This window comes from Pseudomonas sp. OG7, assembly GCF_014192825.1.
Lineage (GTDB): Bacteria > Pseudomonadota > Gammaproteobacteria > Pseudomonadales > Pseudomonadaceae > Aquipseudomonas > Aquipseudomonas monteilii.
In genome coordinates, this window is the sequence record NZ_JACHYK010000004.1 from 411,517 (window position 1) to 423,917 (window position 12,401).

Below are 12,401 nucleotides of genomic sequence, written 5' to 3' on the forward strand. Positions count from 1 at the left end.
TCTCATAAAGCCGTTCAGCGCTGGCGTTGTTCAGCATGACGGCCTCGCTCAGCATCATTAGTTCCTAAGGTGAAAAGTCTTCGATAGCCCTGTAGACGTTGATGGTTTCATCATGAATGGTCTCGTAAGTAATGCCTTTCGATGCGAGCACTAACTGCCTGCCCAAAACCAGGTAGTGGTTGTAAGTCGTCAGGAAATCCTCGTGCCCCAATTGATTCATCAAAACCTCCGCTAGAGCTAAGTCCAAGACCTCAGCGTTTTTTTCGAGGATACCGTCACCATTATGGTGCTGGATCATCATCAAGGTCGGCCACCATTTTCGAGTATGATAGAAAATATTACTGGCTTTGAAATCTGCTTCTTTTTCTGCAGCAAGCTTCTTGGCATAATTTGTGGCTTCCGCAATCATCTTAGGCCGCACCGGGACACCTTCATTAGTGAGGAACAGGATGGAAAGAGGGCACTCGTGGCCGTATTTCTTCCGATATAGCTTTGCGCGTTTTGAGTATTCAGTCTGAATGTATTCGTTATCCAGCATATCGAGGGCATATGCCGGAATTATGATTTCCCTGGTTTTGCTTCCTTTGCCTATCAGTGTATAACGGAATGTAGAAGAGTCTTTATCCATCTCGGTGTAAGGGAGGATGTGGCGATTCTCGCCATTTCCCATATAAGGGAAGTTGACAAGCTCCATTGGGCGCATGGCTGTGGCAAGAGCGAATTTGAATAGGCATTTGTAGACAGGGTCTGGATAGGAGCTGATTAGCAAATGTATATCTCGTTTTGATATCAGCGTTTTTGGCTTCCTTTGTCTTGATTTACGATCAAGGACGCGTATGGCGTCAGTATTGATGGCTTGCTTAGCTTTTTTCTGGATGTAGCTAAGAAGACGCCTATCTTTGAAGTTGGCAATCCATGTTTTTAGTCGAATTTTGACGCCGGAAGGCAAGTCGTTTTCTTGTAGCCATTTGAAAAAGTAAAGGACAACACAAGCGTCGTTGAATATAGTTTCCGAACTCGGCCTCAATCTATGTCTTATTACTCTCTGTTCCTGCCGGTATACCTGCCAGTGTCTTATGTCTCTGTTGGTTGCGTAAACATGGTAGTCACCTGGGTGAATGTCTTTGAATCTTGGGAGTGTTGAAAGGAAACGGTAAAACTTTGAAATTAAGGTTGCGTATCTTTTTGATGTTTGAAGTGATGAGCGTGTTTTTTGATGTAAATACAAATTTGGAGTGCTCAATAGATTGCGTTTGTGTCCATGATTCGCCAGGATGATATAGTGCTCGACCTCAATGTCATAATTGATGTTGTGATAACGAAGGGTTCTGAATTCGATGTCTATCATCTACTCCCCCTGTTTGACTTTGTTTATATGGATGGACTCGAAACCCCAGGCTGGAAGTGGGAGTCTTGCTGAGTCGGCTGTTCTCAATTCTTCTGGAGGGATGTCTCTAAAGTTAAATTGTCTTTTTGCTGAGATAATTGCCTCGGACGGGCTATATGGCACATATATTGAGAAAGAGCTTATCGGAGCTAAGCTTTTCATCAAAAGCTTAAGCTCTTCTTGGCTGTATAGCGGTAGCCTGACAACAATCAATATCCGACCTTTTGCAGGGAAGGTTCGGCTGCAAAATAGCTTGAAGTCCGAAATGTATCTTTCCTGGAAAAAAAGCACGTCTATGCTTTCTGGGTTTGGAAGTTTTTTGATTGTATTTTCAATTTTCAGAATCTCGTCGTGTTTAGCGTCTTCGTAGTCATTGAAGTTTTTTGACTCTATGAAGGCTTTGCTTGCCGAGCTGAGGTCGGGGTCAAATGCTAAGAAGTTTTTGTCTGATTTTTCAGCTGCCTGAGTCTGGTCACTACTCGAAGCTGCTACTAAATCCATAGTGAGCTTTGTGTTCTGGACTTTGAGTTCTGTAAGCTGCTTGTTCAGGTATGCATTATGATTGCTCTGGCCGGTCAGGGTGGCGGCCAACTGACCGGCCTCAAATGCCATAATATCGTTGTTCATCAAGGTTGAAATATGATTATCAATGACAGCTTCTAATTCCGCTTTATGGCTTGCTTTTATGGCGCTTAGTTCATTTTCGAGTCTCGAGATTCTCTCATCTTTGTTTTCGATTAGTTCGCGGAGGGAGGCGCTATCGTCAATCAATAATCGAGCTATTGACAGCTTCCCCGTGCAGTAATCTTTCAGGTCACCATAATAACGATTGAACGCCTGTCTGCTGATCCCGGCTGTATCGGAAAGCTTGATAATGGACAGCTTGGACTGACCATTATCAAGCTGGTGTTGTTTGATGATTGAGATCAAACGTTCACGAGTTTCTTGGCTGCTCATGCCTGGACATCCACTGTGGGTATGATTTTATAAGTTTGATTATTTCGCAGCTCTTCAAGGTGCTTGGTGTTATCCAAAATCTTTTGGCGGAGCATTTTTTTTGAGCTCTCTGATAGAGTTGCGCTGGCCCTGGTAAGCATTTGCTCATAAAAGGTCACGTTATCCTCCAATGCCTTAGCTGCCTTACCTACTATAAGCGCGTGTTTGCAGGATGGGTCGCAGAACTGAGGTTCCGGAAAGGCGTCTTTGACTACCCTCTTATGGTGAGCAAGGCAAGGTGGTAAGTCCGGAGACGAGTAAAGCTCTGTGCTCACACAATACGTACCAACGGCGGTGCGATAAATGAACAGCGGTTCGCCAGAGGAAAGCAGGTGTGCCACATAGGTGAAGATGGTGACCCGGAGCTGCTTGCCAGTGAATGCCTCTGGCCGTGCAGCGATCCTATCCATCAGGCGGTGAGCACCCTCACCTGACGAACTTGAGGTTTTTACCGAAGTAATGATATCGGTGAATTCTTCAATGTAATTCTGCTCAATAGCTTGAGCTACGGATTTAACGATATAGGGATTGCGGCCGATGTAGCGTAAGGTCATTGCGTAGCTAGCATGCCCAAATAGGAACCGAATAATGTCAACGTTACGCTCGTTTCGGTTGATAAGAATTTCGGCTATGGTTTTACGGAATCTGTGAGTGTGGATGCGATCAATTTGTAAGGCTGATTCAAGTTTTCTGGTGATTGCATCAATCTTGATTGAGGCGAGGCGTTTAACCTTTTTGGTGCCCATTACTGATTGGAAGAGAAAGCCCTCTCGGTAGCCGTCGAGCGAATTGCGGATGGCTTCATATTCTTTTATTTTCTCACCAACAAATCTGGGTAGCGGTATGAAACTTGTCTCGCCTTTATAATTGGGGTCGTTGCTGGTTTTCCAGCGGGTAACCTGGAGCTTAAATCGGCCGTCATTGCTTCGGATAACATGTTCGAACTTTAAGGCCATAAGCTCAGTAACCCGCAATCCAGTTACAAGCGCTACGAGAATGTAGATCGCGCACCTTATTGAGTCTAAAGATCGAAGTGCGCTATTGAACCATGAATAACTCCAGTATGGAGGGCTCGGTGGGTATTCGCGCTTGATAACCGTTACACGAGTTATAGTGGTTCCGTCGATCTCGACGTTGAGGTTTTCCTTGATGGTTGGATCCTCGGCGCGGCTGTTTATAGTCCGAGGGCCATCAAGGAAACCTCTGCTTTGTGCATAGTTAGCAGCCTTCTGGAGTAAAGGCATACATTTGTCCGTCCAGAAGAAAGCATATTGAACCAGCTTTTTGAGCTCTGGTTCTGTGAAAGGCGCCCACGAGGCAAGCGAGCCATTAAAGTGTTGAATTACATCTTTCCTGCGTTCAGGGGTGTCAATCGCTGTAGCTGAAACGTATATCCTATTCTCGATTGGAATGAGTTGCTGTAGGCTTAGCGAGATCCAGAAACGGATTTGCAAAAAGAGGTAGTGATAATGCGTAGCGCGAGATGACTCGCGAGCTCTGTCGAGAGCGTTGTTCAGCAGCTTTGGGGTGATGAACGATAGCGATTCCGCATCACCAGTAAGATGGTTGTCGTTCATAACATAGTTATTGATGATGCCGAACTTTTGGCTGTGGCCACGAGTCGTTGAGTAAGCACGAATACCCGCAAATGGGGCGAAATCCGGAATCAGATGGTACATGATTGATTTCTTGATCGATTTCATGTGCTCGGATAAATTGTCAAAGGTCACGCGCATCACAGTGCCGTCGGAATCCTTGAAAATTATCCAGCTGTCATCCCCGTAATCTGAATATGGAGAGATAGGAAAATTGCCATCCGGGTAAAGCTTTAGCTTTGTAAGTAGCGTGCTTTCTGTTTGCGCCGTGTCGCCAGAAGCCTCTAGAAGTAACCTTTCAAGCTCCTGTTCAGCAGCATCCTGTATGTCTTCTTCAAAGTCGATATCTTCTGCTTCGTCGAGGAGCTTATCGAGAGCGCTCTGCTTAATGTTATCAGTCATTCCTTGTCCTCCTCTTCAAAGATAACCTGCAAAAAATTCAGATCCCTAGGCAGCAGTGGTGTATTTTGGCGCTGGTACCGAACAGCTTCACGCACTGCGTCCGGGTCAACCCACCTGTCCAGAATCGAATCAATTTTCATGTGTTCGATTTGCAAATCATTCCGGTAATCAGAAGAGGACGGAGGCTGGTCTTCTAAAAGCTCGGTAATGTGTATTCGGCGCTCTATCAGAAATGGTAGCGAGTCCTCGAATATTGTGCATTGAGCGCAAAAAATGCATTTGCTGATCATATAGCACCGTTTTCCTTCTGCTACATGGTGCTTGGCGCCGTACCAACTAGGTTTTCGCTGATTAACGCACGCCCATAGCGGCTTTTCCATTCCTGGGATGTGGAAAACCTTGAAGGGCAACTGCACTGCTTTCTCAGGTGGTGTTCCGAGCATGCCCTCAAATTTTCCGGAGAGCATGAGTGACAACGCTGCCTCCAGTTCGGATTCGAGCCTGTCGAACCGTTCGCTTTGGGCTAGCGCTGAATTGTCGTAGTGGACGTCAGTAGTCACTGAGCTTGCGTGTCCCATGAACAACGCCAGTAAACCGTGCGATGTGCGTTTTTTTTTTACTTTTTGTCGCTTAACCCAAGTTGGACGTAAACGGAACGTCAACTGATTACCTGAGGTTAGGCGTACCCCATCCTCGTATATGGGGTATTTGGAAAGAAACTGCTTCGTACCTTGCTGGAAAGCTTTTTCGTAAGAGGCAGAAGTATGGCGCCCGCCTTTATTCACCCAATCAGCGTATAATCGTATGCAAAGGAAAGATTTATTGTAGTAGCTCGCGCTCTTTCCGTGTTGCACATAGTCAAATTCGTATTGCTTGAGAGGTTCCGATAACTGATCGGCTAGCCTGAATAAATTGCATGCTGAATATTTGTCGATTCTGGAGCTTACGGCGGTAATGTCTTTCGGTGCGTGATAGGGTTTATCAGTTCCCTGACTTTTATTTTTTTCCGACTGCATCATTACGTGATCTTCATGCATCATTCCCGTAAGTGCATGCTCAAAGTTATCTGGGTCGAGCGCTAATGCTGTCTCCTTGTTCCAATTCGTCTGGAGTAGGATGAATTGAATGAGGCATGACATGTCGGCCATGGTTGGGTAATACATTCCAAGAAGGTCGTTCCATGGCAAGTATGATATGTCGCCGTCGGGCCGCCTGATGATCCGCCAGCGATACATGATGAGTTGTATCGCGTCTCGGCAGCGATCAAGAGAGAAGAGGTCTTTGGTTGCATATTTATCACCAATATCGCTCAGCTCCATTTTGAATGGGTAGCCAGTTTCTAAGAACGTTTTGATGACGCGAAGAATATCAGGTTGGAAATTCAAAACCCTTGCCCCTTTATAGGGGTTTCGAGGATTTTCTTGAATAAACCTCTGTTCCCTGTTGTGAAACAGCTCGAGTAATCGAGCCCTCCAGTCAGGTTGAATTGTTAATAGTCGTAGCTCGCGATCTGTAGAGTTGTTTAGACGTTTTTTGGCTAGCTTCCAGTCAAGCTCTTGCCCGTTATGTAAGACATGCTGCATCCACTGAAAAATAACAAGCCTACTATCGGAGATGAGCTCGAATATCTCCTCGAACGTGTATGGCGTAGATTCATGTACCTGGCCCCTAAAGGCAATTTTTGCGTAGAGCTTGTCCGTGTGCTCTTTGAGCGCAGCTTCAAGTTGCTCGTCAGCGTCGTTAGCTAACGGTTCTCTTGCATTGCGTTGGGCTCTTTGTGCGAATGGCAGCATTATGTCGGGGATCGCCTCAGTAAGTGAGGCGGCATTCCTCAGGGCGGACTTTATCCGAGCTGAGCTTTCAATATTTATATTGTTAGCCAGGAGATAGTTTTCAAATCCTTTGAAAACTTCTGCGCTGAGATCGGTGATTTCCCTAATCCAAAGTGATGTAGGTCGAAGTGAGTTCCACCATTGAGCGAAATCAAAGAAGTTCTTGATCGCCAGGCGCAAGGTGCTTCCAGCTACTCGGCTTCTCGTTGGGCAGTATTTCAGGAAAATTAAATGCATCGCAATGCATATGGATTTTGTCAAGCAGTAAAACGGGTGCCCTTGGTAGTGGCACTCCAGCTCATAGTTATCCGAGCTTACTACAACATCGTGTTGCGAGTCTTTTTTGGGCTTGAACAAGTGATCCATGGTGATTCACCGTTGTAATTTACTCGGCTAATGTTTTCCATGCTGCGTCAAGTTGTTCTTTATATTCGTCGAGGGTTCCATTATTATGGATGACAATGTCGCTCTGCCTGATCTCAATCCCACTCTCTGATGAGTGCTCTTTTACAGGTTCTGCGTTGTCGCGAACGATGTGCCAGATCGCACCGCCGATACTTCGGATGTACTCGGCCTCATTTTCAAATCTAATATCTTTGATAATAATAATTTTTTTGGCGGTGGTGTCTAGCGGCGCCCTCAGCACGAATGCTGACTCATTAAAGTTCTGATTGGGCATTGAGTTACGGCGAGCTATGAAAGTAGGGAAATCTTGCAGCGCTTTCCCTTTGATCAATTTGATCATCTCCACCGGGGCAAGCGTCCAGAAAGGGTCGGTTTTCTGGCTTTCTACGAGATCCCAACACTGCTGGTGGGTTAAGTTGAAGAACGCTTGGGCTGCGAGGATGAAAGGAAGATCAGGGTGCGTGAGCTGCTCGGGGAGGAGGGGGGTGATGGCAACTGGAGCGTAGATCTCTCGGTCTGCACGCATTAGCCAATGGACTGGGTTATGACCCCTCATCCATTCAGTGCCAACTCGCTGGAAGAATTCCCTCGGGGAAAGGCCCCATGCCCCCACCTTGATCTCCTTTACGTTATCATCCCAGGTCTGCGAATCAGACAGATTGAAGAGAGCTTGGCACCCACGCTTCAGAGGATCAGCCAGAGCGTAAGCGGTCACCTCAGGATGACTCAGCAGGAAAGCCGCACCTGTGTCCTTTCCTGATCGAGCCTTGGCAGCTAGCCCTACGACTCTCTTCATTTTGATTAACCCCCTGATTTATAATGGATTTTTATCTTGTTTACATTTTTTCTTAAGATGAGTATAGCAGCTTGTTTCCAGTTCCCTTGATTCCGAAACAAGACGCCACCTATGCCTATCAAGGGGGTGGCCGTGGTTTGTCTGTCGAGCGTATCGCTGCCCTGGAGCAATTTGTACAGGGCGACTTGCGCCCAGATCTGACCCTGGTGTTCGACCTGCCGGTCGAAGTTGGCCTTGCCCGCGCCGCCGCTCGCGGTCGCCTGGACCGTTTCGAGCAGGAAGGCCAGGCCTTCTTCGAAGCCGTTCGCCAGGCGTATCTGCAGCGCGCCCAGCGCGAGCCACAGCGCTACAGCCTGCTGGACGCCGCGCAATCCCTTGAGGCCGTGCAGCGGGCCATTGACGTGCTGCTGCCCGGCATCGTGGAGCGTTGCCGTGGCTGAGGCCTACCCTTGGCAGCAGGCCCTCTGGCAGCAGCTGGCCGGCCGAAGCCAGCACGCCCATGCCTATCTGTTGCACGGGCCACAGGGTATCGGCAAGCGGGCCTTGGCAGAGCGCCTGATGGCCCTTTTGCTGTGTCAGCAGCCTCAAGGCCTGAACGCCTGCGGTGGGTGCAAGTCTTGCCTGCTGCTCAAGGCGGGTAGCCACCCGGACAACTTCGTCCTCGAACCTGAAGAGGACGATAAGCCGATCAAGGTCGACCAGGTGCGCGAACTGGTAGCCCTCGTGGTGCAGACGGCCCAGCTGGGCGGGCGCAAGGTCGTCTTGATCGAGCCGGTGGAGGCGATGAACGTAAATGCCTCCAACGCACTGCTCAAAAGCCTTGAAGAGCCCTCTGGCGATACCGTGTTGCTGTTGGTCACACACCAGCCTAGCCGCCTGCTGCCCACCATCAAGAGCCGCTGCCAGCAGGTCGCCTGCCCGCAGCCCAGCTTGGCCCAGAGCCAGGCTTGGCTGGCCGAAGCGTTGCCCGACAGTGACCAGGCCGAACGTGACGAGCTGCTGACGTTGGCGGCCGGTTCGCCATTGATGGCAGTCAGTCTGCAGGCGCAAGGCGTGCGTGAGCAGCGTGCGCTGGTTACCGATGGGGTGAAGAAGCTGCTCAAACAGCAGCAATCGCCGAGTCAGTTGGCCGATGCCTGGAACGGTGTACCGTTGTTGCTGCTGTTCGACTGGTTTTGCGATTGGTCGCACCTGATCCTGCGCTACCAGTTGACCCAGGACGAGGAAGGTTTAGGCTTGGCCGATATGCGCAAGGTGGTGCAATACCTGGCGCAGAAGAGCCGCCAGGCCAAGGTGCTGGAGGTGCAGGCGTGGATCCTGGAGCAGCGCCAGAAGGTGCTGGGCAAGGCCAACCTCAACCGTGCCCTGTTGCTAGAGTCGCTGCTGGCTCACTGGCTGCAATTGCCGGGCGCCCGCTGATTTCCCATTTTTCATGTGTGCTGTTATCCCATGCTCGTAGATTCCCATTGCCACCTCGACCGTCTTGACCTGAGCGCCCATCAGGGCTCCCTCGATGCTGCCTTGCAGGCGGCGCGTGAGCGTGGGGTGGGGCACTTCCTCTGTATCGGTGTCAGTGCCGAGAACGCCGGCGCGGTGAAAGCCCTGAGCGAGCAATACGCCGATGTTGATTGCTCGGTAGGTGTACACCCGCTGGACCTGGCGCCGGGTGAAACCCCAGCGCTGGAGTGGCTGCTGCGCGAGCTGGCCCACCCGCATGTGGTAGCGATTGGCGAAACCGGGCTGGATTATCACTATGAGCCCGAAGCTGCCGAACTGCAGCAGGCTTCGTTCCGCCTGCACCTGGAAGCCTCGCGGCAGACTGGCAAGCCGGTGATCGTGCACACCCGGGCGGCACGCGCCGATACCCTGGCGTTGTTACGCGAGGCCAACCTGCCGCAGGCCGGCGTGCTGCATTGCTTTACCGAAGACTGGGACATGGCCAGGGCGGCGCTGGATCTGGGGTATTACATTTCCCTGTCTGGCATCGTGACGTTCCGCAATGCCGAAGCCCTGCGCGAAGTGGCGCGGCAGGTGCCGGTCGATCGGCTGCTGGTGGAAACCGATTCGCCGTACCTGGCGCCGATTCCGCACCGGGGCAAGCCGAATTTGCCGCAGTATGTGCGCGAGGTGGCGGAGTATGTGGCCTCGTTGCGGGGGGCCAGTTATGAGCAACTGGCGGAGCAAACCACGGCGAACTTCAAGCGGTTGTTCCCCTTGGCGCGAGTGCGCTGATCGCTCGAACTGTATTCCCTGGCCAGTCCACCCTGCGGGGCGCACAAAAAAAACCCGGGTTCTGGGGGGGGAATCCGGGTTAAGACCATTAGGAGTAAAACAAAGGTACGCGGTCCCTGAGCACCTTTATCGGCGCGCCACTTGGGGGGGATGCGCCGCGCCAACACTTCAAGTATTGGTCAGGTTTGGCGCAGTGCCAGTGCATATTGGTCGTTTTTTAAACAGATTTGGAATACACCGAGGTGCCATTCCTCCCGCAGCGCATGGCCATATGCATCGTGAAACACAGACATGCTTGGATGATCCGTGCAATTTCCCGCAAGTTAGGCATAATAAACCGCTTCGATTGTCATCCAGTCCTTCCCATGCAGAAAGAACCTCGTAAGGTCCGTGAGTTTCGCCGTCGCGAACAGGAAATCCTCGACACCGCGCTCAAGCTGTTTCTCGAACAGGGTGAAGACAGCGTCACCGTCGAGATGATCGCCGACGCCGTGGGCATCGGCAAAGGCACGATCTACAAGCACTTCAAGTCCAAGGCGGAGATCTACCTGCGCCTGATGCTCGACTATGAGCGTGACCTGAACGCACTGTTGCACTCGGCCGACGTCGACCGCGACAAGGAAGCCCTGTCGCGTGCCTACTTCGAGTTCCGCATGCGCGACCCGCAACGTTACCGGCTGTTCGACCGCCTGGAAGAAAAGGTGGTCAAGGGCAATCAGGTGCCGGAAATGGTCGAGCAACTGCACAGCATTCGGGCCTCCAACTTCGACCGCCTGACCCAGCTGATCAAAGGCCGCATCAGCGAAGGCAAGCTTGAAGACGTGCCGCCCTATTTCCACTATTGCGCCGCCTGGGCACTGGTGCATGGCGCCGTGGCGCTGTACCACTCGCCGTTCTGGAGCAATGTGCTGGAGGACCAGGAGGGCTTCTTCCAGTTCCTGATGGACATTGGCGTGCGCATGGGTAACAAGCGCAAGCGCGATCCGGAACCTTCGAACTGAAGCGCAGCTTCCTTCGCTGCTGATACCCGGTATGAAGCGGGGGCTTGCAAAAACCTGATTTATGAGTCAGGTTTTGCCAGCCCTCATCATCCATGCCGGAGTCATTCATGATTGTCGATCGTCAAGGCAGACGTTTTCGCAACCTGCGCGTCAGCCTGACGGCTGCCTGCAATTACGCCTGCACCTACTGCGTACCAGACGGCAAGCGTCTGGTGGCGGCGCAGGACGAATTGTCGTCGGATGCCCTGGCCCGTGGCGTGGCCTACCTGATCGAAGCGGCCGGTATCGAGCGGCTGCGCATCACGGGCGGTGAGCCGCTGGTCAGCCCACGCCTGGATGCCTTTCTGGCCGCTGTGGCCGAACTAAGCCTCGATGATATTTCGTTGACCACCAATGGCCAGTTGTTGGCGCGCAAGTTGCCCCAGTTGCAGGCAGCTGGCATCCGCCGCCTGAATGTTTCGCTCGACACCCTTGACCCTCAAGCTTTCCGCCGCATTGCGCGGGGTGGCGACCTGGCCAATGTGCTGACAGGTATGGAGCAGGCGAGTGCGATGGGGATGCGCATCAAGGTGAACATGGTGCCGATGCGTGGGCAGAACCTCGACCAGGTATTGCCCCTGCTGGATTACTGCCTTGAACGCGGCTTTGAGCTTCGCTTCATAGAGCTCATGCGCATGGGCCACCTGGCGCGTGACCGCAATACGTTCCTGCAACAGTTCGTCGGCCTGGACCCACTGCTCACGCTGATTGGCAGCAGGCACACCTATGCCCAAGTCGATGCGCCAGTGGACGCCACGGCTTTGCGCTATCAAATACCTGGGCGTGGGCACTTCGGCGTCATTGCCAACGAAAGCCTGCCGTTCTGCCGCACCTGCTCGCGTTTGCGTTTGTCCTCGACAGGCTGGTTGCATGGCTGCCTTTCGTCCAGCAATCGCCACTTCGTCGGCGATCTGCTGGATAAGCCACGCCATCAAGCATTGCCGGCCCTGCAGCGCTTGCTGGTCAAGGCCTTGGCTGACAAGCAAGAGCAAGCGTTTGCCGGGGATGTGATGGTGATGAAAGTGATCGGCGGCTGAAGCTGGCGCAAAAGCTGCATCCGCCGGCTATTCGCCGGTTTTTCGTCACCGGCCACTGGAGGAAAGATGCGTAGCCTGGTCTTGCTGCTGGCGCTGATGGCGCTGGGCGGTTGCATGAATGTCAGCGATATGGGCGAGGGCGTTCGTTATCACATGAGCGATGCCGGTCTGCTCGACCACAGCGATACCCGTCGCACCCTGTCGATCCGTCTGCAGCCCGATTCGTTCATCTTCATTGGCCAGGGCGCGTTCGTGCCACCGGGCAAGGGGCCGGTGCCACGGCAGAACGTGGTGGCCGAGCAGGCCTTCAAGAGCTTCGTGGAGTATTTCCCGCTGGTGCGCCGTGCCCAAGGCCCGCTGGGCCTGGAAGAAGCCGTTGCCCAGGCACGTTCGGTTGGTGCGGACTACGTGTTGTACACCCGCTTCGCCCGTACCGACGACCGCATCGGCAATGGCGACGAATGGTATGACGAACAGGCGGTCGACCGCTTGGGTTGGGACAGTGGCGTGGTGCAGATGATGCTGATCGAAACCAATACCCGCTACCTGATCGATACCGCACGCATCAAGAGCCGTGGCGGTTTGTTGACGTTCCACGACAATACCCCCGAGGATTTGCTTGGCGCACCGATGCGCGAGTACGCTCGTAGCCTTCTGGGCATGAGCGAATGAGGCAGGC

10 protein-coding genes and 1 pseudogene are annotated in these 12,401 nt (G+C 52.2%); 6 read left to right on the top strand and 5 right to left on the bottom strand.

Features of this window, described 5'->3' with window-relative positions; translation table 11 throughout:
* Positions 1-64: 64 nt before the first annotated feature.
* The 5 genes from FHW75_RS12680 to FHW75_RS12700 are packed head-to-tail and all read right to left on the bottom strand — an operon-like array spanning position 65 to position 7,413.
* Complete coding sequence (locus tag FHW75_RS12680; RefSeq protein ID WP_183673830.1) at positions 65-1,348, bottom strand: hypothetical protein; 1,284 nt, start codon at positions 1,346-1,348, stop codon at positions 65-67.
* Positions 1,349-2,344: a hypothetical protein gene (locus FHW75_RS12685; protein ID WP_183673832.1), complete on the bottom strand. Its 996-nt coding sequence runs from the start codon at positions 2,342-2,344 to the stop codon at positions 1,349-1,351.
* Complete coding sequence (locus FHW75_RS12690) at positions 2,341-4,380, bottom strand: tyrosine-type recombinase/integrase (protein ID WP_183673834.1); 2,040 nt, start codon at positions 4,378-4,380, stop codon at positions 2,341-2,343. The genes FHW75_RS12685 and FHW75_RS12690 overlap by 4 nt, the downstream gene beginning before the upstream one ends.
* Positions 4,377-6,578, bottom strand: coding sequence for a hypothetical protein (locus FHW75_RS12695; RefSeq protein ID WP_183673836.1), 2,202 nt, complete (start codon positions 6,576-6,578; stop codon positions 4,377-4,379). The genes FHW75_RS12690 and FHW75_RS12695 overlap by 4 nt, the downstream gene beginning before the upstream one ends.
* A 19-nt stretch (positions 6,579-6,597) precedes the next feature.
* The gene (locus FHW75_RS12700) at positions 6,598-7,413 is read right to left on the bottom strand and encodes a deoxynucleotide monophosphate kinase (protein ID WP_183673838.1); all 816 of its coding nucleotides are present in this window, start codon (positions 7,411-7,413) and stop codon (positions 6,598-6,600) included.
* A gap of 101 nt (positions 7,414-7,514) precedes the next feature.
* Between FHW75_RS12700 and FHW75_RS12705 the strand changes: the two are divergent.
* From FHW75_RS12705 to FHW75_RS12730, 6 genes and pseudogenes are all read left to right on the top strand, one after another.
* Positions 7,515-7,853 (top strand): annotated as a pseudogene (locus FHW75_RS12705) (dTMP kinase); the annotation flags it as partial.
* Positions 7,846-8,832 (top strand): DNA polymerase III subunit delta', encoded by a 987-nt coding sequence (locus FHW75_RS12710; RefSeq protein ID WP_183673840.1) that lies wholly within the window; start codon positions 7,846-7,848, stop codon positions 8,830-8,832. The pseudogene FHW75_RS12705 and the gene FHW75_RS12710, both read left to right, overlap by 8 nt.
* A gap of 30 nt (positions 8,833-8,862) precedes the next feature.
* Positions 8,863-9,645: a TatD family hydrolase gene (locus FHW75_RS12715; RefSeq protein ID WP_016715147.1), complete on the top strand. Its 783-nt coding sequence runs from the start codon at positions 8,863-8,865 to the stop codon at positions 9,643-9,645.
* 365 nt (positions 9,646-10,010) lie between these two features.
* Positions 10,011-10,646 (top strand): TetR/AcrR family transcriptional regulator, encoded by a 636-nt coding sequence (locus FHW75_RS12720; protein WP_003260720.1) that lies wholly within the window; start codon positions 10,011-10,013, stop codon positions 10,644-10,646.
* Positions 10,647-10,753: 107 nt separating this feature from the next.
* Positions 10,754-11,722: a GTP 3',8-cyclase MoaA gene (locus FHW75_RS12725; protein ID WP_027609510.1), complete on the top strand. Its 969-nt coding sequence runs from the start codon at positions 10,754-10,756 to the stop codon at positions 11,720-11,722.
* A gap of 66 nt (positions 11,723-11,788) precedes the next feature.
* Positions 11,789-12,394, top strand: a complete 606-nt coding sequence (locus tag FHW75_RS12730) for a DUF4823 domain-containing protein (RefSeq protein WP_019098587.1) — start codon at positions 11,789-11,791, stop codon at positions 12,392-12,394.
* Positions 12,395-12,401: the final 7 nt, after the last annotated feature.